General features: G+C 66.5%; 21 protein-coding genes and 1 pseudogene. 1 reads left to right on the forward strand and 21 read right to left on the reverse strand.

The window, feature by feature from the left end; genetic code table 11:
• The first annotated feature begins 273 nt into the window (after positions 1-273).
• Positions 274-744, forward strand: coding sequence for a hypothetical protein (locus GQ57_RS34840; RefSeq protein WP_034200258.1), 471 nt, complete (start codon positions 274-276; stop codon positions 742-744).
• A gap of 181 nt (positions 745-925) precedes the next feature.
• Here GQ57_RS34840 and GQ57_RS34845 read toward each other — a convergent pair whose 3' ends face one another.
• The 21 genes and pseudogenes from GQ57_RS34845 to GQ57_RS34930 form a co-directional block, all read right to left on the reverse strand.
• Positions 926-1,612 carry a DUF429 domain-containing protein gene (locus GQ57_RS34845; protein WP_034200259.1) on the reverse strand — a complete coding sequence of 229 codons (687 nt, stop codon included), beginning with the start codon at positions 1,610-1,612 and terminating at the stop codon, positions 926-928.
• A gap of 9 nt (positions 1,613-1,621) precedes the next feature.
• Positions 1,622-2,146 (reverse strand): HD domain-containing protein, encoded by a 525-nt coding sequence (locus GQ57_RS34850; protein WP_031403179.1) that lies wholly within the window; start codon positions 2,144-2,146, stop codon positions 1,622-1,624.
• A 121-nt stretch (positions 2,147-2,267) separates the two neighbouring features.
• Complete coding sequence (locus GQ57_RS34855; RefSeq protein ID WP_034200260.1) at positions 2,268-5,738, reverse strand: ATP-binding protein; 3,471 nt, start codon at positions 5,736-5,738, stop codon at positions 2,268-2,270.
• A 3-nt stretch (positions 5,739-5,741) separates the two neighbouring features.
• Positions 5,742-6,992 (reverse strand): metallophosphoesterase family protein, encoded by a 1,251-nt coding sequence (locus GQ57_RS34860; RefSeq protein ID WP_034200261.1) that lies wholly within the window; start codon positions 6,990-6,992, stop codon positions 5,742-5,744.
• Positions 6,993-7,059: 67 nt separating this feature from the next.
• Complete coding sequence (locus GQ57_RS34865) at positions 7,060-7,602, reverse strand: CbrC family protein (RefSeq protein ID WP_034200262.1); 543 nt, start codon at positions 7,600-7,602, stop codon at positions 7,060-7,062.
• A 78-nt stretch (positions 7,603-7,680) separates the two neighbouring features.
• Positions 7,681-8,445 carry a hypothetical protein gene (locus tag GQ57_RS34870; protein ID WP_034200263.1) on the reverse strand — a complete coding sequence of 255 codons (765 nt, stop codon included), beginning with the start codon at positions 8,443-8,445 and terminating at the stop codon, positions 7,681-7,683.
• Positions 8,414-9,181: a hypothetical protein gene (locus GQ57_RS34875; protein ID WP_034200264.1), complete on the reverse strand. Its 768-nt coding sequence runs from the start codon at positions 9,179-9,181 to the stop codon at positions 8,414-8,416. Before GQ57_RS34875 ends, GQ57_RS34870 begins: the two co-directional genes overlap by 32 nt.
• A 19-nt stretch (positions 9,182-9,200) precedes the next feature.
• Positions 9,201-9,572, reverse strand: a complete 372-nt coding sequence (locus tag GQ57_RS42550) for a hypothetical protein (protein WP_152601954.1) — start codon at positions 9,570-9,572, stop codon at positions 9,201-9,203.
• Positions 9,573-9,646: 74 nt separating this feature from the next.
• The gene (locus GQ57_RS34880; protein ID WP_052001583.1) at positions 9,647-11,218 is read right to left on the reverse strand and encodes a dynamin family protein; all 1,572 of its coding nucleotides are present in this window, start codon (positions 11,216-11,218) and stop codon (positions 9,647-9,649) included.
• Complete coding sequence (locus GQ57_RS34885; protein ID WP_326929206.1) at positions 11,215-12,093, reverse strand: hypothetical protein; 879 nt, start codon at positions 12,091-12,093, stop codon at positions 11,215-11,217. The genes GQ57_RS34880 and GQ57_RS34885 overlap by 4 nt, the downstream gene beginning before the upstream one ends.
• Positions 12,094-12,138: 45 nt before the next feature.
• A pseudogene (locus GQ57_RS44325) lies at positions 12,139-12,477 on the reverse strand (GTPase); the annotation flags it as partial.
• A 110-nt stretch (positions 12,478-12,587) separates the two neighbouring features.
• A complete protein-coding gene (gene catA / locus GQ57_RS34890) occupies positions 12,588-13,523 on the reverse strand; it encodes a catechol 1,2-dioxygenase (protein WP_031403171.1) in 936 nt (311 codons plus the stop codon).
• A gap of 77 nt (positions 13,524-13,600) precedes the next feature.
• On the reverse strand, positions 13,601-13,891 hold the full coding sequence (gene catC / locus GQ57_RS34895) for a muconolactone Delta-isomerase (RefSeq protein ID WP_031403170.1): 291 nt from the start codon (positions 13,889-13,891) through the stop codon (positions 13,601-13,603).
• Between the two features lie 13 nt (positions 13,892-13,904).
• A complete protein-coding gene (locus tag GQ57_RS34900; RefSeq protein ID WP_174923282.1) occupies positions 13,905-15,041 on the reverse strand; it encodes a muconate/chloromuconate family cycloisomerase in 1,137 nt (378 codons plus the stop codon).
• A 181-nt stretch (positions 15,042-15,222) separates the two neighbouring features.
• The gene (locus tag GQ57_RS34905; RefSeq protein WP_031403167.1) at positions 15,223-16,257 is read right to left on the reverse strand and encodes a 4-hydroxyphenylpyruvate dioxygenase family protein; all 1,035 of its coding nucleotides are present in this window, start codon (positions 16,255-16,257) and stop codon (positions 15,223-15,225) included.
• Between the two features lie 192 nt (positions 16,258-16,449).
• Positions 16,450-16,863, reverse strand: a complete 414-nt coding sequence (locus tag GQ57_RS34910) for a RidA family protein (protein ID WP_031403166.1) — start codon at positions 16,861-16,863, stop codon at positions 16,450-16,452.
• A gap of 97 nt (positions 16,864-16,960) precedes the next feature.
• Complete coding sequence (locus GQ57_RS34915; RefSeq protein WP_152603433.1) at positions 16,961-17,596, reverse strand: Crp/Fnr family transcriptional regulator; 636 nt, start codon at positions 17,594-17,596, stop codon at positions 16,961-16,963.
• 560 nt (positions 17,597-18,156) lie between these two features.
• Positions 18,157-18,639, reverse strand: a complete 483-nt coding sequence (locus GQ57_RS34920) for a hypothetical protein (RefSeq protein WP_034200275.1) — start codon at positions 18,637-18,639, stop codon at positions 18,157-18,159.
• Between the two features lie 358 nt (positions 18,640-18,997).
• Complete coding sequence (locus GQ57_RS40845; RefSeq protein WP_235215180.1) at positions 18,998-19,399, reverse strand: hypothetical protein; 402 nt, start codon at positions 19,397-19,399, stop codon at positions 18,998-19,000.
• Complete coding sequence (locus tag GQ57_RS34925; RefSeq protein ID WP_031403163.1) at positions 19,396-21,381, reverse strand: gamma-glutamyltransferase family protein; 1,986 nt, start codon at positions 21,379-21,381, stop codon at positions 19,396-19,398. Before GQ57_RS34925 ends, GQ57_RS40845 begins: the two co-directional genes overlap by 4 nt.
• 185 nt (positions 21,382-21,566) lie before the next feature.
• Positions 21,567-22,523: a LysR family transcriptional regulator gene (locus tag GQ57_RS34930; RefSeq protein WP_034200268.1), complete on the reverse strand. Its 957-nt coding sequence runs from the start codon at positions 22,521-22,523 to the stop codon at positions 21,567-21,569.
• Between the last annotated feature and the right edge of the window lie 14 nt (positions 22,524-22,537).

Raw genomic sequence — 22,537 nt, forward strand, 5'->3', positions numbered from 1 at the left:
ACTGCAGCACACCACCAGCTTCGCTTCCCCTTCCGCGCCGTGTTTCCGTTAGCGCGAAAGAGGCGTGATTGTAGGCATCCGACCCGAACCGCGCAAGCCCCTTTGTGAAATATTTTGAAAACCCGCCGCGCGCTGCCGCGCACGGCGGGTCGGGGCATGGCGAGGCGCACATCGTCATGCGAACGGCTTCATATAGATATGACGCAAACCGCCCCTCGATCCCGACGGCAGGCAACCTGGAAACGGCCAAGGCCGCCGGCGCTGTCGAGTATCATGCGGCGACCGAACCACGCACTCATATCGACGATGGACAGCACCACCCAACCCGGCGACACGGATCTTCGCGACGAATATGCCGCACTGCGCGAGCGCGCCACCCTGCTGGAAGAGCAGGCGCCACCGCTTCTGCAACGCATCTCGGATGTATTGCCGCGAATCAGCGGCGAATCCGAACTGGCCGACGAGCACCGCGAGCGGCTCGTCGGCGCACGCAACGCAGCGATGGTCTCGATCGAGAACTATCAGCAGGCGATTCCGTTCCTGCAGACGGCCGACTCGATCATCGAGCAACTGGACAAGACGCCCGAACGCGACGAAGACTTCGAGTGGCGTGAATCGCTGCTGCAACGGCTCGACGAACTGATCGACGTCGCCGTCGTGATGATCGACGATGCGGAAAGCTACTTCGACCAGGCGCAAGCCTGCGATCTGTCCAGCGTGCCGAAAACCATCCTCGAGGACTGAACCGCGCCGCCGGATCGCCCCGGCGCATCGGCTTCGCGTCGGGTGCGCCGATCGTCGCGACGCGCGGCGGTCGACAACCGGGGCTCGACAGCATCGTCAGTCAGGCTGCCGTCTCCCGTAAAAGCTCACCTCGTCGTCACGGCCCGCGGTAATCGCCCGCTGCTCGTGCCGCGTGATGCCGCTACGGAGCATCGAGAACGAGCGTCTCGCTCACGATCGGCACGCGGATATATCCGCCCGCCGCATCGCCGTACGCACAGGCATTCCCGTCGATGACGTATTGCGCCGTCAACGCGCACAGTGTCGCGTCTCGCGCATCGACGGACTTCAGCGTCGAAACGTCGATTCCCAGCCGCTCCAGCAGTTGCCGGCGCTGAGTGCGTTTCTGCTTCGCCGAGGCCACCGCCCTGCCGAGCATCGCGCAGGTGATCGCATACGGATAGGTTTCGAAACTCACGCCCCCGCCCGCATAGCGCGGGCCGGTCAACAGCGGATAGGCGTCGGCCAGCGCGCGGTAGACGCGTTCCCCGACGAACATCCAGTCGAAGAAGCCCGACCGGCTGGTTGCAGCTTGCTCCCGCGACGGCGTCGGAAAACACGAGATCCGCTCGCGCGCAAGCGCCTGCTCTGCCGCCCGGCGCCCGCTTCCCGCCCACCACAGGCTCGGTGCGTCGACACCGACGGCCACGACGTCATGGGCGAGGCACAGCGCAGGCACCGCCTCGGGCGCGATCCGCGCCTCTCGGCAGACGATCGTCACCCCGCGCAGAATCACGAGATCGCACAGCTTCCTGTCGCCGCCGACATCGACACCCGCCACGGCGGGCCATTGCCGCACGGCCGATCCGGCGGACCGGGGCGTTCGCATGCCGGCGCCTCAGTCCGCCGGCCGCGCGTCGTAGGCGGCGTCGAAGATCGCTTCGAGACCGGGATGCACGCCGCGCATCGGGTCGACGACCGACTTCGCCCAGTCGAAGTACGCCTGCTTGCGCTCGAGCGGCCAGTCTGCCGGCGGATGCCGCACGATGTCGCGCAGGTTGCAGATCTTGTCGGCCAGCTTCACGAGCTTCGCGCGCCGGCTGATGGTCGCCGCATGTTCGACCTGCAGGCGCTTGCGTTCGTCCTTCGGCAACGACTTGTCGTCGGTGACTTCCATCACGATGTCCGCGACATCCTTGCCGAACAGGCGCAGCAGCTCCTGCTCGGTCGTCTCCGTATCCTCGACCGTGTCGTGCAGCACGGCCGCGACGATCACCCGCTCGTCCTCGATGCCGGCCTCGTTGGCCAGCACGTCGGCAAGCGCGATCGGATGATTGATGTACGGTGACCCTTCTTCGTCCTTGCGCCGCTGATTGCGATGCTTGTCCGCCGCGAACGCAATGGCGGCTACCAGCTTTTTCATGTTCACACCTCGTGTGGCCAGACCCGCGACCGGAAGGACAGGCCGCGTGCGTTTCGGAACCGCACATACTACCTGTACGCGATGACCCTCCCCGCGCGCAGGTCTCCCCCCGCATGCCGCCTCACGCGCCGGCCGGCGCGCGCTGCAGCTCGACCACGTTGACCCGTGTGCCGAATACGTCCCTCACGAGCGGCAGCAGGTGGTCGTGGTGCGTCAGGAACAACACCTGGGTCCGCGTCGACAGATCGCGCAGCGCATCGAGGCCCGCCTTGGCACGCGCGTCGTCGAAGTTGATGAACAGATCGTCGGCCACGAACGGCAATGCGGTCCGGCTGCCGAGCTGCAGCTCCAGCGCCGCGATCCGCAGCGCAAGGAACAACTGGTCGCGCGTCCCCTCGCTCAACCCGGCAACCTGCACCGATGCCCCCTGCGTGCGCCTCGCATACAGCGCAGGCGGCGTCCGTTCGGTATCGACGGTCAGCCGCGCGAATTCGCCGAGCGTGAGCCCCGCGAAGATCTCGCCCGCGCGCCTGAGCATCGGCCCCTGCTTCTGGTCGCGATAGCGATCCGTCGCCCACTTCAGCAGCCGGCTCGCCGTGGCCGCCTCCAGATACTGTTCGGCCGCGTCGCCCATCGCCGCCAGTGCTTCCTGCCGCCTCGACTCGGCGACGGCCGCGTTCGCCTGTCCGTCGATCGCGCCGAACGCCTGCTCGGCCACGACCTGCTGCTGCGACAGCTCGTTCAGCCGCCGGCCGACATCGCCGAGCGACTGTTTCACCGCTTCCAGGTGCGCGGGAACGTCGGCAATCTCCTGTTCCGCGACCTCGGCTTCCACGGCCGACCGGGACAAACCGTCGCCATCGCGCACCAGCGCCTCGTGCGCGGCCTCGAGGGCCTGCCGCAGCTGACGCCGGCGATCCGAGCGTTCGGCCAGCGGCAGCGCCGCGTCGATCGACGCGACGCCGGCCAGTTGAAGCAGCGGCTGAATGCGTGCATCGGCGCCGGCCACCGCGGCCAACGCATCCGCTACCTTGCCGTCGGCCTGGCGCACGGCCTCGTCGGCACGATCGATCGCACGCGCGATTTCCCTGGCGGCCGCGAGACGCATCGTCAGACGGCGTGCGACATCCGGCCAGTCGCCGCTCGTCAGCCATTCCGGCGCAAGTGCCGCAGCGAGCCGCCGCGCACCGGCCTCGAGCGCGTCCAGCTCCGCACCGATCGCGGCGATCCGGTTGCGCGGCGCGTCGGCATCGGCCAGTTCGGCCGTCACCGCGCCGGCAAGGCCCAGCGCGCCTTCCGCTGCCGCGAACGTTGCCGCGCTCGCGCCAAGCTTCGCGTCGGCCAGCGCATCGCGCCACTGCGCGTGCCAGGCGTCGTAGGCCGCCTGCGCATGGCCGGCCCGCGACTGTGCCGTCGCGCATCCGCGTTCGGCTTCCCGCGCGCGATCCTCAAGGCTGTCCTTCTGCGCCAGCGCTTTCTCGGCCGACTGCACGAAAGTTTCGGCGCTCGCGACGAGCGCCGCCAACCCGTCCGACTCGCCGCCTCGCGACACGGCACGCAGCGCCGCACGCAGCGAGGCTTCGGCACCAGCGCGTGCGGCACGCATCGTGTCGAACTCGCGGCGCTGGCGGTCGAGATCGCCCTGCGCGACGAGCACCGTGTCGCGCTTCGACAACCAGTCGCCCATCGCCGCCAGCGGCATGCCCGGCACCGCGGCCGTCGCCGCAAGCGCGGCCCATGCGTCGCGATGCTCGGCCAGTTCACACTCGCGCTCGGTCGCCGCGGCCTGCCGGCGTGTCAAGCCGGCACGCGCGGACTCGACCTGCTGACGCAGCGATTGCAGCGTCGCCGCCGCCTGGGTGGCGCCAAGCTGCGCATCGACGAGTTCGTCCGCAAGGCGAATCGCGTCGTCGACCGCCGGCGCTCCCGTCACGAGATCGACGGCGCCACTGCGGATCTCGCCCCACGCGCCGTCGCGCCGCGCGCGCGCGGCCAGTACCTCGGCGGTCGTGACGACCTTGTGGTTTTCCGCGAAGTGCCGTTCCTGCAATTCGAGCCGGTCGAGTTCTTCGCGCGCGCCGTCACGCGCATCGCGCGCCGCGGCGGCCGCGCTTGCGCGTTCGCTGTCCTCCTTGAGCAACGCACCGAGACGCGCCGCCGACGGCACGTCGAGCGCACGCAAGGTGTCGACCGGCATGCGCCACCGGCCGAGCGCATCGAGCGCGCCGGACAACGTGCGTTCGGCGGCGGCGATTTCATGTTCCAGCGCCTGCTCGCGCTGGTTGCTGTTGCGAAAGCCCTGCGCGTCGGCAAGCGCCGCGCGCAGCGCTTCGGGCACGTCGACAGTCGACAGCCGCGCCTGTTGCTCGCGCACCTGCGCAAGCTCGCGCGTGCGTTCGTCGAGCGATTCGCGCGCGCCGGCAAGCGCCTGGTGCAGCATGCCGTGTTCGCGCAGCAGGTTCGCGACGGTCTGCAACGACAGCGCGGTCGGCAGCGCCGCGCGCAGCGACGCTTCGTCGGTCGGCCAGCCGAGCTGGGCCGCCGCCGCACTCGCGGCAGACAGGTGCCGCTCGACGTCCGCGCGGAGCAACAGCAGATCCTGCGCGTGATTCATGCAGGCGCCGCGCAGCCGGTCGAGCGCTTCGATGTCGGCTTCGAGCCCCAGCGTATCGGCATCGGCGTCGATCGCGCCGCGCACCTGGCGTTTCGCAAGCAGGTCGGCACGCCGTTCCTCGAGCACCTTCTGCTCGGCCGCAAGATCGCCCTGCGCCTTCAGCAGATCCGCGTACGCGGTGGGCGGCAACTCGACGACCGCGCCCAGTTCGGCCAGCGCCGCGTCCTTGACCGTCAGCTCCTTCAGGTACGGCGCCAGCCGCCGCACGCGTTCGAGCTTCGAGCGCGACGCTTCGAGCCGGCGCTGCTCCGCACGCGCCTGCTCGATCTGCTGGTCGACCGCTTCGCACGCGTCCTTGCGCTCGACCCAGTCGCGCGTGCGCACCTGGACCGACTTCAGTTCGGTCACGGCTTCGTTGAACGACGTTTCGGCCAGCGCGAATGCGCTGCCGCTGCGACGCGGCGCCCACAGTTCGAGCGAGCGCGCCTCGAGCTCCTCGCGCACCGGCCCGAGGCTGCCGACGCCGGCGGCCGATTCGAACAGCACCTGGCCGAGCTTGTCGGATGCGTCGAGAATGCTGCGGCCGCCGTCGACCAGCCGCCCGTGATCGAGCCCGAACATCTGCTCGAAGAATTCGCGTGTCGCGCCGTCGAGCACGGCGGCCAGATAGTCGTCGGGCAGCCTGTCGTCGGCCGGCGTGCGCAACGGACTGCGGCCGCGCGCGCGATGAAACGCGAGTTCGCCCGCGCCGCTCTCCAGCACGCCGCCGATCCGCAGTTCAGGCGTGCTGTGAAGGAAATCGAGCGGCGTCTGCAGTTTCATCCCGAACAGCAGCTCGGACACGGCCGTGCGGATCGTCGACTTGCCGGCCTCGTTCGGCCCCACGATCACATGGAAATCCTCGCCGGCCGACGGGAACCGCAGCGTCTCGTCGGTAAACTTGCCGTACTTGATCAGATCGAGCTGGCTGATCCGCATCGCTCACTCCCCCCTCGCGAGCCGCGCGAGCAGCGCGGGCCCGACCTGTTCCACCAGCGCCGTGAGCTCGCCCGCGCGCGCCATCGTCAACAACGGCACCTCCTCCTTCACGTCGCTGCGCACCTTGCCGACGAACGGCTTCAGGTCGCGTTCGAGCAGCGCGAGGAAATCCGGATCCTGAGCGGCGTCGGCCAGGATCTGCTTCAGGTCCTCCAGCGCTTCCAGCTGCTCGCTCTCGCCCGGCTGCCGATCCGCCGCGGAGGTCGCGAGCCGGACCTTCTCGAGCCACAGCCGCTCGTTGCCGATGATGCCGATCTGGTTCAGCACCTCCGCACGCAACTGCGGCGCGCGGCCGAAAAAGAGGCCGTGCGCCGGCGTGCGCCCCGTGACCGTCACGCGCACCGCACGCGGCACATGGCCGTCGACGTTCAACAGCGCTTCCAGCGCCTGGCCGATCTTTCTCGACAGGTCGGCCACCGTGAAGCAGTCGGATGCGTCGACCGACACGGCCTCCCAGCGCAGCACGTCGAGATACAGCCGCTCGACCTGCGTGCGGCCTTGCTCGACCGTCACGAGCACCGCGCCGCGGCGGCCCGTCTCGCGGATATGACGCCCCTGCAGGTTGCCCGGGAACACGACGGTGGACGGCCCCGACCATTGCTGGAATTCGTGCACGTGGCCAAGCGCCCAGTAGTCGTAGCCTTTTGCGTGCAGCTCGGCCAGCGTGCACGGCGCGTAGTTCGCATGCGCCGCATAGCCTTCGAGTGCCGTGTGCAGCACGCCGATGTTGTAATAGCCGGGCACCGGGTCCGGATAGCCGATCGCGAGATTGTCGACGACGGCCTTGTCCTTGAAGCTCTGCCCGTGCAGCGCGACGTCGAATTCGGGCAGCTTGTGGGTTTCCGGTCTGCGTTGGCTGAACACGGTGACGTTGTCGGGCAGCGTCAGCTTCTTCGTCATTTCGCTTTCGGCATCGTGATTGCCGCCGAGAACGAACGCGCGAATGCCGGCCTTGCGCAAGCGCCCCATCTGCTGGCCGAAGAAGATGCCCGTGTTGTGATCCTTCCAGTCGCCGTCGTACAGGTCGCCGGCGATCACGAGAAATGCGACTTCCTCTTCGATCGCGCGATCCACGAGCTGCCTCAGCGCCTCGCGCGACGCGTTGCGCAACTGCGCGGCCGGGGCGTCGGGATACGCGCTCAGGCCGTGCAACGGGCTGTCAAGGTGAATGTCTGCCGCGTGGATGAACTTCACGAAGATTCCTCTGTTTCATGACGACGGGATTGCCTGCGATCGTCGTACGCCGCCGCCGGCCCGGCCGTCAGTCGCTGTCCTGGTAGCCCCCGGGTTCGCCGCAATGGATGCAGCGGAACACATACGCGGTCGGCGAGCCGTCCTTGTCGAGTGCGGCGAAAAAGCGCGCCCACTCCGCGTCGTCGTCGAGCCCGGTCGACGCCCGGATCGACGCGACGGCCTGCGGACCGAGCGCGGTCAGTTCGTCGGCGCCCGCGCGACCGATGAACTGCGCGCCATCGCCGCAATGCGTCCACCATCGCTCCTGCTGCCAGCCCTGAAAGCCCGGCGTGCGACACGCGATCTCGTCGACCACCGCTTCGGGCACCGGGTCCCATTCGCCGTCGCCGATGCCGCAGGTATCGGTAAAGACGGCATCGAGCCGCGCATGCGCCGAACCGTCGGCGATGCACCACGGGCAGATGCATTGCTCATACTCGTCGACCGCATACACGGGGCCTGCGTACACGTAACCGCGCACGTCGCCGCAGCACACGCAGCGTGCGCCGGAACGGATCACGCTGCCGGTGGCCAGCGGGTCGGGATGGTACCTGAAAGCGGGTAACGCCATGCAACTCTCCATCGGTCTGGGTGGCGGGGAAGCACCCCATACGGACTCGAACGGCCATTGTGCCGCAGCACGACCGCGTTACCGGGGAGCCTCGACCTCGGCAAACGCCCCGTTCACGAAACGATAGACGCGGTGCGTTGCACCGCCATGCGCGAGATATTCCCACCGGATGTCGATGCCGACCGGGTCGTCGCGCCACGCGATCGCCAGATAGGGCGATTGCGCGCCGCCGTCGGTTTCCAGCGAAACGGACTCGAGACAGCTTTGAACCGGCAGCGAGAAATTCGTAACCGCGCGGGCGCCGTGCAGTTCCAGCACGTACAGCGCCCCTTCCTCTCCGGCACCGCAATATCCGGTCGGACGGCTGCTCGACGAACGGTTGACGACGACCAGCACATACTCGTTGCCGTCGATCCGCTTCGAACGGTCCGACGGAAACGCGACGCTCGACGCATCCGCAAGCGCTCGCCGGAGCGCGGCCGGCACGACCAGCGTCGCCGTCTTGCGGCGGACCGTATCCACCTCGATCAACCTCGGGCGCGCCCATTCGATCGAACGGCCGTTGGCAAGGCGCACCGATTCGGGCGCCGGCGTTTCGGCGCCTGCAACGGCGACACGCGAAACCAGCAGCGCCAGCGTCGCGAGCTTCAACGCCGCCGACAACATCGAGCCGCGCCGCATTCGCACGCTTCGCACAGCATGGCCGCGGGCCGCGTCGCGCGCCCCGGCCTGCCGTCCGGGCACGCCCGCGTCAGGATCCCAGCGCGTGCGTCGTTCGTCGCGGCGCACGCGGCCGATCCACGACATCCGGTCACTCGCGGCGAGGTACGGGCGGCGGCGCATAGCCGTTGTCGTTGCCGGGGAACGGATTCGCGTTGCGGCGCAGCGCTTCCTCTTCACTGTCCTTCTGCGCGAACAGCGCCACGCCGATCACGCCGACGTTCGCGGCGTCTCCGTACTTCGAGTTCGCGACATAGCTGTCGGGCACTGCCGCGAAACGGAACGCGGCAACTTCGTCGCGGCTCTTGCGAAAGCCCTCGATCGTCAACGTACGGCCCGGATACAGCACGTAACCGCCGTTCGTATAGCGGCCCGGCCGCCCCGACAGCACGTCGAGCCCGTCGACGCTCGACACGACCTCGAACGTGCGGCGCCCCTGGTTGCGCAGCACGATGTTGTAGCGCGAACCCTCGACGCCCGCCATGTGCCAGCGGCCGTCGCTGCGCGCGAGACGCATCGGCACGCCCTTTTCATCTGTGAACGACAGCGCGATATCCCCGTTCGCAAGCGCGACGCGGGTCGGCAATCGGCGAATCTCGGATACCGGGGGGTGTCCCGGCAACGCATCGTTGTAGTAAACCGACGCGAGATCCGTCGGCTTCGACGGATCCGCGCGTTCGAAATCGATCTGGCGGGTTTCGGATCGTACCGACTCGCCCCATGCGGTGCCGAGCCCGCGGCGTTCGCTGGCGTCCGGTGCGGCGGCAGCGGACGTGCCGGTGCTGGCGGACGGCGGTGCGGCGCAGGCGGCCAGCCAGAGCGCGCAGGCGAGCGCGAGAAGACGAAACAGGATGGTCATGAAGTGATGCCTCGGAATGTTATCGGGCCGCGCCGGGGTGGCCGGTGCGGCATTGGATGTCGTCTGTCCTCACGGTGTCGATCGGACATGCCGGCCCGTGCCGGCCAGCGCCGGCAACGGAAGCCCCGCTATTTAAACATGGCGTGCGGGCAATGGGCAGGGGCAGGGCGCGCGGCCCGTTGCGGGCCCGCGCCGGCGACGGGTGGGCAGAGACGAACGCGATGCCGGCGTCGCTCGTTGTGGAGAAATGGCGATTGCCCGACGAGCGCCTTGCTTCGGCGCGGCTGCGGAGCCGTTCCCGATTCGGCAACGCATCGGGCGGCTTGCCATCGGAGCGTTCGACGATGCCGTTTTGCGACGAAAGGACGCGCCGAACGAAGATAAAAAACACGCTTGCCGTTCAGCTGCACGATCCGGCTCGGGTCACCGCCTGTCGCTCATCCGCGGTATCGGCCGACCCGGCATTCAGGCCAGTTCATGCCGGACCCGCCTCGCGAAACCGTTCAGTTCCTGCTCTCGTGCGTCGAGCCGATTCCGCGTGGCAGCGATGTCGGCCGACAGATGCTCGACAGACACACCGCACCGCGCGACCGCGGCCTTTGCCAGGTGACTGGCCCGGTTGCGTACCAGCAGGTCGAGCGAGTCGTACAGTTGCCTCACGTCGACGTCATCGCCCGACGCTCCGGCCAGATCCGCCTCCGGCTTCTTCGCAACGTGCCATCCTTCACCATCGACGGGTGACGCGCCCAGCTCCGATATCCACGCCTCGGGCAATGCATAGTCGACAAGACGGACCGACGCCTCTTTTAAAAATGCGGCGTCGATCGACCGCGAGAGGCTCCCGTACAGCGCACCTGAATCCCGGGTTTCCGCGTATGCGTCCAGCAGACCGGGCAGAGTCGGCACCACGCTGCGCCACACCGCATTGGCGAGCCGCGACTGCAGCGGCTCGAAATCGTCGAGCGCGGCTTGCGCAACGGTTTCCGCTTCGTCGAGAAGCGGGTAGACGTCCCGGCGAGCCGCATCCGCCGCGTTTTCCTGAAGATGGTGCAGCAGTATCTCGGCGCGCTTGCGGTCCTTGTAGGAAACGGTCGCATCGACGATGCCGAGCAGCGCGCCGAACAGCCGCTCCATGCCCGCCGCGATCATCGCTCCCGGCGTTCCTCCATCGTGCCGCGCGAGATACGCGGAGATCGAGACGGGGGGCTCGAGCAGGCCGGCATCCACGCCCATTGCCACCAGCTTCTCTCTGGCGCGGACCTCGACGTCCGCTTCCTGCAACGCGCGGTTCTCCGCGGACTTGTTCCGCAAAACCTTGAGGATCTTGCCATCGACCTCGTCTTCATCGAAGAAATCGCTTCGCGTGACGACCGGCAAGAGCGGCTTGCGGCGCCGCAGTTCCCGGTTGAGTTCGTCGAGTTCCTGGACCTGCCCGGGCGACGTGGAATTCGTCAGCCACAGCAGCCCGTCGGCGCTTTCGATGAAGCGCCGGGTCAGCGACGCGTTCTCGCCCGTCATCGAGTGCAGGCCGGGGGTGTCCAGCACGACGAGTTTTTCGCCGAGCCGCACGCCTTGCAGGCGGGCCGTGGATTCCGTCGCGCCTTCGACGAAGGGTATGTCCGATTCGACCGCGACGCCGTTCTCGATCCGGAAATAGCGCGTCGTTTCGCCCGCCGCGCGAAAGCGGTCGGCCAGCACGTTGCAGAATGCGCTCTTCCCCGCGTTGAACTTGCCGAACACGAGCAGCAGCACGCGGTCCCGAAACAGGTCGGCCAGCGATTCCGCCGCCTTCATGTCCGCCTGCTCGCCCGACAGTGCCGTCGCGATACGGGACAGCGCGCCGTCGATCGCGTCGATCCGACGGGCCAGGGCGCTGCCGGCCGCCAGACCGTCACGGGCGAACCGTTGCGCCCGCAGCTCCGCGATATACCCGGCCAGCCAGTGCTCGAGTGCGTGCAGGATATCGGCAGCGTCCCGGTCGGCAAATACCAGTGCCTTCAGCCGGGCAAGCAATGCGTGTTCGCTGGAATGATTCACGAGGCCACGCCAGGGTTGAACGCGCTCAATGCAACCAGCGCCTGCTCCGTCGCGGCAAGTGCCGCTTCGGCATCCTGGATCTGCGCGGCAAGCGCGCGCCTGTCCGCCGAAAGCTCGTAGTAGTGCGTGAAGTCCCGCTGCATGCGCTCGCGCCCCGCCGCTTCTCCGAAGATCCGGTTCAACTCCTTGTGAAGCTTCACCGATACACCCATGACCGCGATCATGACGGAGTTGATGCTGCTCGACGCGGTCTGCTGCTCCGCCGGCAATTCGACCACGCCCTGCCCGACCAGGAAGCTGTCGATTTCGATGCAGGCGCGCGAGTAGCTGATCTGGAGCCGGTTGCGCTCGCGCTTGCCGGCGGTCGTGCCGTACACGTCCTTCGCGGTATCCGGGATCAGCGCGTCGTCGCCGCGATTGACCGCCAACGCGACCAGGACGTCCTGGCTCACCTTGTCGATGACCGCCCGCAAACCTGCGTCGAAATCGTGCCGCTGCCGTGCCTGACGGTCGCGCAACGCATGAAGCCGCGTGTGACGAACCGCCCGGAGTTCCGTCAGCTGCGCACTGATCTCGTCAACCAGAAGCTCCGTCTCGTGTGCGCGCGCCGTCGGCACGTCCGTGATGACCTTCTTCAGCTCCTCGCGCAACGCGGGAACGCCGCTGCGCTCCAGCAACAGCCCCTTGCCCTCGTCGAGCCCCTTGCGATGGCGCGCGGAAGACACATGGCGCAGTTCGACACCCGGCATCTGCGAGCGAATGGCGTGGGCGACGGCATGCGATTCGGTATCGTCGGAAAGTTGATCGACCTGGGTCAGCACGATCAGTGTCCGCCGCCGCGTGCGCACATCGTCCACGCGCAATTCGGCGAGCATGCTCATCTCGGCCGCATCGAACTCGCCCTCCTTCGCCGCGTGAACGAACAGACGAACGTCGGATTCGAGCCACGCCGCCTGCCGCGCATGATGGTCGTCGCTCATCGCGACATCGGCATCGAGCCCGGGCGCATCCAGCCACCGCACGCCGTCGTGTATCCGGTCGGACAGGCGGACCGTCTCGCGCCTGTCCGCGACGGAGAAGACATCGGAGCCGATCAGTTCGTTGAGGAGACGACTCTTGCCATGATTGTATTTTCCGATCACGGTAACCGTCGGCACGCCGCTTCTCCTCAGGATCAGCAGCCGCGCCAGATCGTTCGCGCGGTCGGGCAAGACGGACCGGATGTCATGGAGCGCTTGCGTTGTCGTTTCATCGGGCACGTGTCATCTCCTCAAGTGTCTCCTCCAAAGCGCCGCAGGCCGTGCCGCATGCCTGGCTCGCGCGAACCGGAAAGCGCCCGGCAACCGTCGGCGCGCCCCGGAACGGACGATTACGCGGCGACCGACGCGCGCAGGCGGTCGACCACCTGGTTGTCCTTGCCCTGAACCAGCGGCGTCACGACGAAATCGAAGTCGATTTCCATGTACTGATCGGCTTTCAACCCGAGTGCTTCGCCGCCCGTCTTCTGCTTGACCGGCGGGATCAGCTCTTCGCGCGTCGCATATGCGAAGTCGTCCCAGATCAGCGGATCGCCCTCGATGTTGAACTGCGTCGTCAGCTTGCGATGACCGTCGGACGTGACGAAGAAGTGTACGTGGGCCGGACGGTTGCCGTGACGGGCAAGCAGGTTCAGGAGCTTCTGGGTCGACCCGTGCGGCGGGCAGCCGTACCCGACCGGCATCAGCGTGCGAAATTCGTAACGGCCGTTCTCGTCGGTCTTCACCGCGCCGCGGAGATTGAACTCCGTCTGCGCGCCGGTCGGATCGAAGTGCGAATAGAAACCCTTCGAGTTGGCGTGCCAGCATTCCACCACCGCGTTGGCGACCGGCTTGCCGTCCACGCCCTTCACGATGCCGCGAATCACGAGCGGGCCTGCTTCGGGGTCCGGGTCGATGTCCATCCTCGCCACGCCGTCGCGCACCGGCGCGCCGGACACGTACAGCGGCCCCTCGATCGTGCGCGGCGTACCGCCTTCGACGCCGGCTGCCGCATCGGCCGCATCCAGACGGATGTCGAGATATTTCTCGAGGCCGACGCCTGCCGCCAGCAGCGCCGCCTCGCCGTCCTGGCCGAGCTTGTTCAGATAGTTCACACCCGCCCATACCTCGTCCGGCGTGATGTCGAGATCGTCGATCGCCTTGAAGAGATCGCTCAGCAGGCGATGGCAGATCTGCTTGAAGCGCGGGTTGCCGTCGGCCCCTTCGAGGTTGCTGGCCGCCTTCAGAAGATCCTGGACCTCCTTGGTGTCGAATACCTTGATGCTCATGATGACTGTCTCCATTATGGAATCGTGGGGAAAAGCACTGGACTTAGCGACTGTCGGACAAATGCGTGCCGCGCCGCTCAACGGTCGTCGTCGCGAACCGACGACGGGTGGCGGCACAACGGCGTCACCGCGATCTTCATGTACGGAAAAAGCGGTAACGCGATCAGGATGTCGTGCAGTTCCGCGTTGCTTTCCACGTCGAACAGGCTGAAATTCGCGTACTCGCCCGCGATACGCCAGATATGGCGCCACTTTCCGCTGCGCTGCAGTTCCTGCGAATACGCCTTTTCACGCGCCTTGATTTCGTTCGCCGTGTCAGCCGGCATATCGGCCGGAATGGCCACATCCATACGTACATGGAACAGCATGGTTCGTCCTTTGTTATCGATTGATTTTCGTCAGGCCGTCGCGCATGAAATGACGCACGCGATCCTCGTCGAGCTCGATGCCGAGCCCCGGCCCGGTCGGCACGGTCAGTTCGAAATCGCTGTAGTCGAGCGGGCGCGCCAGGATTTCTTCGGTAAGCAGCAAGGGGCCGAACAGTTCGGTGCCCCACTGCAAGTGCCTGAAACTGGCGAAGAGATGGGCCGACGCGATCGTGCTGACCGCGCCTTCGAGCATCGTCCCGCCGTACAGCTCGATGCCGGCGGCATCGGCAATTGCCGCGACCTGTTGCGCGGCAAACAGCCCGCCGCTCTGCTCGATCTTGATCGCGAAGACATCCGCGCCCGCGTTCCTCGCGATCTCGAATGCGCTTCCCGGGCCTTGCAGGTTCTCGTCGGCCATCAGCGCGACAGGGAAGCGGCGCATCAGTCGGGCAAGCGCCGCCGGCGACGCGACCGGCTGTTCGATCAGTTCGCAGCCGGCGTCCGCCAGCGCCGGGATTGCCCACGCCGCCTGCGTCTCGCTCCACGCCATGTTGACGTCGACCCGGACGGAAGCCTGTTCGCCGAGCGCCTTCTTGATTTCCGCGACGTGCCGGATGTCGGTCTCGGGTGCCTTCGCACCTATCTTCAGCTTGAAGATCTTGTGACGGCGCGCCTCCAGCATCCGCTCGGCTTCCGCGATGTCGTTCGCGGTATCGCCTGAAGCGAGCGTCCACGCAACCGGCAGCCGGTCGCGGCAACGGCCGCCGAGCAGCTCGCTGACAGGCACCCCGAGGCGCTTACCGTGCGCATCGAGCAGCGCCGTCTCGATCGCGCTCTTCGAGAAATGATTGACCTTCACCAGCTTCCCGAGATGCGCCATCAGATCACGGACGCGCGTGGCGTCCCTGCCGATCATCGCCGGCCCGAGGTAGACATCGATCGCCAGCTTCATCGACTCGGGCGATTCCGGCCCGTAGCCCATCCCGGCGATCGTCGTTCCCTCGCCGAGGCCCACGACGCCGTCGCTGCAATATACCTTCACCAGCATGAGGGTTTGTCCGTACATCGTGGCGACTGACAGACGGTGCGGTCGAATGGTCGGCAGATCGACGAGAAACGTTTCGACGCGTTCGATAGTGGCGGTCATGATCCATGCTCGTGAAATAATTCACTGGATTTATAAACGCCCGGTCGCGGCACTGTCCAACACCTTTCAGGATGGTTTCCATGCACCCAAGGTATGTTGTTCGATAGGCGCGCTCCCGCACGCCGTCTCGCTCGTCGGTCGGGTCATCGCGATGGCTGGCGACGCAACCCCGACGCAGGCCCGGTCAGCCCAGCGTGCCGCGTCGCTGCTGGTCCTGCTCCTGTGATTCAAACAGGGCTTTGAAATTTCCTTCGCCAAACCCGTCCTCACCGCGACGTTCGATGATCTCGAAGAAAACCGGCCCGATCTGACGCTTCGTAAAGCGCTGCAACAAAATTCTCGTGGGCCCCTTTCCGTCGACCAGCAGACCGCTTTCGGCCAATCGGGCCACATCCAGGCCATGTCCGGGAAGACGTGCGTCGATCGCCGCATAGTAGTTCCTGGACGGTGCGGCCATGAACTCAATACCGGCCGCGGCGAGCTTGCGGATCGTGTCCTCGATGTCCGACGTCAGTAGCGCGATGTGCTGGATTCCTTCTCCACCGTAGTCACGGATGAATTCGTCGTTCTGGTTGAGCACGCCCGGCCGATCGTGTGCGGCCGCAGCGACGGGAATCGATACGCGGCCGCAAGGGCTCACCATCGAACGCGCGCGCATTCCCGACATGTGCCCCTTGACCTCGAGGTACTGCTTCTCCGCAAAGCCAAAGGTGTCGCGGTAAAAGTTTGCCCACTTGTCCAGATTCCCGGGATGCACGATGTTCGACGTGTGGTCGACAGCCAGGATGTTCGCATCCACCGTTGCGCCATTCCTCGCATCGACGGGCATCGAGAAATTTCCCGCAAATTCGGTGTCGACGAAATACACGAGGCTGTCACCGATTCCGAGGATCGTGGGCGCATCCACAACGAACTCCCCCTCGACGACGGCCGACGCCGGCAACGCCCCGCCGGCCAGTGCCTGCGCATGAGCGAGATTCGCATCGTCGACGCGGATACCCATCGCGCGCACCGACGCGCCATGACGTCGCTCGAATGCGTTCGGGTTGCCGTTGACGAGGAACACGGCCGCGCCCTGAGTCATCATGAACACGCCGCTCTTCGACTTTCCGTACAGCCGGAAACCGAAGTGTTCGAAGAGCCCGACGAGTTCCATCGGGCGGGCGGAAACGAATTCGACAAAGGCAAATCCGTCGGTTTTTGCGCGGGCTTCCATCATATTAAATAGGAATCCATAATTTACTGGATGAAAACGGCACTCGAAACGCAAGGAACCATCACGCATGCGCTCGCCTACCTGCGATTCACCGCGACTCCCATGACTCGATAGGTGCGCCACCGCCCGAATGGGCGGCACGCTCGATTCCGGCGCTATCGTGCCTGAAAATGGAAGCGGGTGATGAAGTGCGGCTTACTTTCTCGTCGCGGCAACGACCTTGATTTCGACGATGAGTTCGGGCCGGGCCAGCGCCGCAATGCCGAGAATCGTCCACGCCGGGAAATCGGACCGGATGTAGCGTTCCTTCACCGCGCGAAACACGGCGAGGTGAGCCCCGACATCGACATGGTAGGAAACCAGTTCGACCACGTCCGAGAAGTCGAGCCCCAGATGCTCGAGAATCGCCTCGATGCGCTTGAACGCGACATCGATCTGCTCTTCGGGACTGTCCGGGATCGAGCCGTCGGCGCGCAATCCGATCTGGCCGGAAATGAACGCCAGCCCGTTGGCAGTCACGGCCGGCGAGTATTGAAACAGGTCGAAAATGCGGTTGCTCCCGAAAGTGGCGTCGTCTTCGGGAAGACGCAGGCGTTCGATATGGCTCATGGCGGACCTTCAATCAGATAGGGGACGAGGAAAGTGAATCCAGCGCGCCTACTCTAAGCGTCTGCCCGGACCGCTGTCTGTATAGCGAGTTACCAAATCAGCCCAGAATCTTCGACGGGTCGATGACCCAGATGCGTCGCTGCCTGATCTCGATCGCACCCAGTTCGGTCAGCCGCTTCAACGCGCGCGTAACGGTAACGCGCGTCGCACCGGTCATGGCCGCGATCTGTTCGTGCGTCAACGGAATCGAAATCATCGTGCCGTCCACGCGCTTCTCGCCGTACAACTCGGCCAGCCTGCCCAGCAGTTCCCCGATTCTCATGTCGGGTTTCGGGAGCGCGAGGTATCTGATGCGGGAGGCCAGAACGCGTTGCTTGAGCGCGACGATGCGCATCAGCGAGATGGCCAGTTCGGGCCAGGACGGAATGGCCCCGGTGATGACCCGGATGTCGAATTCAATCAGCTCGGAGCGCTCGGCAGCAATGGCCGTGGCAATGCGAGGGAGGCCGTCCATCGCCGGACTCTCGCCGAACATCGCCCATGGCCCCATCATCTCGAGCATGAATTCGGACCCGTCGGTCTGAAAGATCGAGACCTGGATGCGCCCCGACAACAGGAAGTAGAAGGTAAAGCCGAGTTCGCCCTGTCGATACAGGGTGGCGCCCTTTTCCACCTTCATCTTCCGGCCGAGATGAGCAGCACGAATCCATACACCCGCGGTCGCGTCGTCCATGTGCCAGGTTTCCGTCGTGCCCAACGCGCTTTTGCTCAATCCAGCCTCCTCGGTTATCGATCCGCAGCTCCTTTCCCGAACTCACGGGCACGGAGCAACATACTTTATGCGATCCATTCGAAAGCAGGTGCAAACTCCACCCGACGCACCGGGATTATGGAAATCGTGATGGATGGCTGCGCGATGCGGCTTACGCTCGGCCGATGACCGGGCCCGTATCGAATCGCCCACGCCCGCTGGCATCCCGCGCGTCGGTTCCTCGTCTCCCGTCATCCGCATGGAGAATGCCAGCGCCGGGCTCTGCGTCTGCCGGTTCGCCATTGCGTGCCACCACGCGCCCGTCTGTCTGAAAGACGCGCAGGGAAAGCGGCATGTCCTCGCGCCCCGATCCACGAGTGGGCTCACAGTCGGTCCGGTTTGCCAAAGCCGCTCGCCAAATGGCCCCGCGTTCTCCGATGAATCTCGCGCCCGGCCAGTCCGGTATTGCGACGAACGACATGCCGGGCTCGCCAATAAAAAACGGCCCGCATCAATGCGGGCCGTGACGGAATGCGCTCCGCTTACTGTGCGCTGCCTTGCGTCGACACCGAACCCTTCAGGCCGACCGATGCACTGCCCTGCGCCGGACGGGTCGCGCCTTCGAGGGTTTCACCGGCCTTTGCCTTCGCACCGCCCGCGACGCCGCCCGCCGTCGATGCCGCGCCTTGCGCGTGGCTCTTCGCCGTACCGGCGACATGCTTCACGTGCGACTTCGTCGAGTGAACGGCGGAGGCTCCGGCCTCCTTCGCCGCACCCGCTGCCGAACCGGCCGCGTGCGTCGTGCCGCCGACCGTCTTGCCGACGACGTTGCCCGCCGCGGAACCCGTGCCCGTCGCGTTCGCGCCGGCCTGCACGCCCGCGCCGCCACCGAGCAGCGGCGTCTGAGCCTGTGCACCTGCGCCGGCTGCGCCCTGTGCACCGGTCTGGGCCGTCTGTGCAAAAGCAGCCGACGTTGCCATTGCCGTCAGTGCCGCGCCCAGCAGAATCGTACGGATCTTGTTCATGGTCATTCTCCCCAAAGACGTTGTTGCTGCGAGCCGCCTTCGTGCGGCTTGTCGCATGCCTCGCCGCGACGTGCGGCAGGTGGAGTTAATGTAGCGGCGCCGGCGCGCAAAACGACTGATTTGCAGGGACTGTTACTTCCGTTGCAAATGCTGACGATTGACTCACATACTTTGACAATCGGAAGTAAGCAGCGGGCTGGAGGCCGTACTTGCGGGAGAAGCCGTGAACACGCCTGGAGAGGTGCGTCGCGACGGGGTACTCTGTAACGGCGATGCCCCGATCGTCGCGTGTCGGGAAGCCCGGCAGGTGATGCGGCGTGTTAGAGAACCAGCTCGTTCGATCAGCATTCCGAATAATTTACGTCAACCAACCTTCGGTAAAACCCGATAACCCGCTTCCGGCGATCGGTTCAATGCCGCCGGATATGCACGCCGCCCCTCCGGCGTTCCCCGACGCGCTGCATGCAAGCCTGAACACCTTTTCCGGCGGCACATCCGGCGCCCGCCAGTCGAACACCGCCCCCGGATCGTCGTCGAATTCGACTGACGACAGTATCCGCTGCACGTCGAACGGATCGGCACCACGAGCGTCCAGTGCGCGGTCGTGGTCCGGTTCCCCGACGAAACCGAGAAAGTACGGCTTCGACAGGATGACGCCGTTACCGGCGAATACCGGTTCGTCGTCGCAACGCCTCTTTCTGCCGCACGCGGCCCGACTCGCCCATCGGCGGATCGGGCCTCGCTCGCGCCGCCCGGTCAAGGCCGGAACGTATCGCCGAGTACGACGCCCTCACGACGCGGATCGGTGCCGCCCTGCAACACGCGCGACTGGCCGGACGTCACGCGCATCACGGTGTTGACGCCACTCGCCTGCGCCGACGTCGACACTTTGTGCCCGAGCGCGAGCAGCCCCGTGATGAGCGGATCGTTCGCGCCGTTGTTCGCCGTGTTGACGTTCGGATGCTCGCCGCCGATCGTGGTCGTCGGGCTGTTGCTCGCGCCGAAATCGACCAGCCCGGCGGACTGCTGCGCATCGAGGCCCCAGTCGAGCGCGCCGACGAGCGTCTTGACCACGTACTGCGGGATCGTGCCGCCGCCCGGCGACCCGGTCGCCATCACGAAATCGCCGCGCGATCCGTCCGCGGCCTGCGCGAACACGATCGTCGGCGCCATCGAGCTGCGCGGCCGCTTGCCCGGCTGAAGGCGGTTGGCCACCGGATTGCCCGCGACGTCTACCGGGTTCGCGGAAAAGTCGGTCAACTGGTTGTTCAGCAGGAAACCGTTGGTCATGTGAAACGAGCCCATGCTCGACTCGACCGTCGTCGTCGCGCTCAGCACGTTGCCGTCGCCGTCGACGATCGTGAACTGGTTCGTGCCGTGCTCGATCAGCGTCGTATCGACGCCGAGCGGCGCCGCGGCGAGATTGCCGGGTTGCGCCGTGCCCATGCTCCGGGTCGGGTCGATCAACGCTGCACGCGACTTCAGGTAGGGCTTGTTCAGCAGCGTGTTCCACGTGCCGCCCGGCAGCGGCACGAAATCCGTGTCGGCCACGTACTTGTCTCGGTCGGCATACGCAAGCCGTTCTGCCTCGGTCACGAGGTGCACGCCCGCGACGGTCGGCTTGCCGCCTTCGAGATCGATCGCCGTCGGCTTCAGCGACTTCAGGTCGTAGTTCTCGAGCATGCCGAGCGCCGACGCGACCGCGATGCCGCCCGACGACGGCGGCGGCATTCCGCAGACCCAGTAGCTGCGATAGGTCGTGCATACGGGTTCGCGGCGCTTCGCCTGATACGCGGCCAGATCCGCGACGCTCGTCTTGCCCGGAGTGAGCGTCGACCCGTCCGCACCCTTCGTCGCCGCGATCTTCGCGACGATGTCCTGCGCGATCTGCCCGGTGTACAGCGCGTTCGCGCCGGACTGCGCCATCAGCGTCAGCGTGCGCGCGTAAGCGGGATTCTTCAGTACGGTGCCGAGGGTCTTCGGCGAACCGTCGGCGTTCAGGAAATACGCGGCGGCCTCGGGGTCGCGCTTCAGGTTCGCGGCGTTCGCCGCGATCGCGTCGGCAAGCCGGCCGCCGATCGGGAAGCCGTTGGTCGCGAGCGTGATCGCATCGCCGAACAGGTTCCGCCACGGCAGCCGGCCGTGGTCCTGCTGCAGCGCCTCGATGAGCCTCGGCACGCCGATCGTGCCGATCGAGCGGCCGCTCGCGCGGGCGCTCGGCAGCGGCGCGGACCGGTCGGTCGCGTCGTCGACGTAGCGCAGGTAGTTCTCCGTCGCGGCGGCCGGCGCGGTTTCCCGACCGTCGTATGCCTGCAGCGTCTTGCCGTGCGCGTCGTAGTAGAGCAGCACGCCGCCCGACCCGAGGCCCGTCGCTTCGGGCACCGTGAGGCCGAGCACGGCCTGCACGGCAACCGCCGCGTCGGCCGCGGTGCCGCCCTGCTTCAGCACCGCGCAGCCGGCCGCGCTCGCGTGCGCGTTCGACGTGGCCACCAGATAGGTCTTCGCATAAACGGGCTTCATCCCGGTGCGATAGCCGGACGACGCCTCCGGCAGCGACGGATCGCCCGGCTGGTTCGAACCCACCACCACCGTCGCGCCGCTGTTGTCGACCGCGAGGCAGCTCGCATCGGTGGAAGGTGTCGTCGCGCGGGCCGCTTCGTTCTCGACGTCGCCGCCGCATGCGGTCAGCAAGGCGGCCGCGAGCAGCGCGGGCGCATACGGAAAAATCGCTGTCGTGTTCATTGTCTGTCGGTGTTCTTGTAGGTCGTTGCGATGAACGTCACGCCGCCCGCGCCCCCTCGGTGCGCCGGCAGCGCGTCCGATAGTCCCATGAACGAATTTTTTTTCGCAATAAGGAAAAGACGCGATGCGAACGGACGTTGCGTGCGCAACGTCATCGCGCGCGCACGGCCGGTGTCGTCGCTGCGTTACCGCACGGCCCGACGTCGCTTGCCGGCTGCCCGGCCGTCGCGCGCAAAACCGCTCTCCATCGCGTCGATCGCCTCGGAGAAGAACTCCAGAAACATCGTCATCGCGACGGTCGCGCTCATGTCCGCCCGCTGGTAGATGCAGCTGAACGAGCGCGCGCCCGCATCGGCGAGCGGCGTCCACGCGAGTCGGCCGGCGGCCACGTCGTCCGCGACGTTCTCCGCGATCAGGAAGCCGATGCCCGCGCCTTCGGCCGCGAGTCGCCGCACCATCGGCACGGAGCCAGTCTCGACCAGCGGCCGCACGCTGCGCGGCTGCCGCGCGTCGATCTGGTCGAACATCGCGCGCAGCTCCGTATCGGGGGTCATCAGGATCAGCGGGTGCGCGAAGCAATCGCGCATCCGCACCTTGCCGCCGCATGCCGCGAGCGGATGGCCGGGCGCCGTGACGACGCCCAGCGGCTGTGCGAACGCACGCACCTCGACGACGCCGGACGACGTGCGGCGGCGCAGCGCATAGCCGATATCGGCTTCGCCCGTCTCGACCCAGCGCACGATGCTCTCGCCGTTGCCCGAGCGCACGCTGTACGTGACGCCCGGATAGCGCTGCATCGCCGCGAGGATCGCGTCGGGCACGAGCCTTTCCGCCGTCGACGCGGGCACCGCCAGGTTCACGTGCCCGCGCCGCAGGGCGCGCAGATCCTCGACCTGCGTCAGCGCGTTGTCGAAGTCGCGCTGGCCGCGCCGCACGGCCGCGATCACGATCTCGCCGGCGAGCGTCAGCTGCATGCCGCGCGGCAGCCGGTCGAACAGCGGCACGCCGACCTGCTCCTCGAGATTGCGGATCTGCTGGTGCACGGCCGCGGCCGTCAGGTGCAGCGCTTCGGCCGCCTTGCGAATCGAGCCGCGCCTCGCGACTTCGTCGAAACAGCGGAATGTCTGCGATATCGAACGCATGAGGGTTCCGTTAG

Origin of the sequence: Burkholderia sp. MSh2 (assembly GCF_000731655.1) — a bacterium.
Lineage (GTDB): Bacteria > Pseudomonadota > Gammaproteobacteria > Burkholderiales > Burkholderiaceae > Burkholderia > Burkholderia paludis.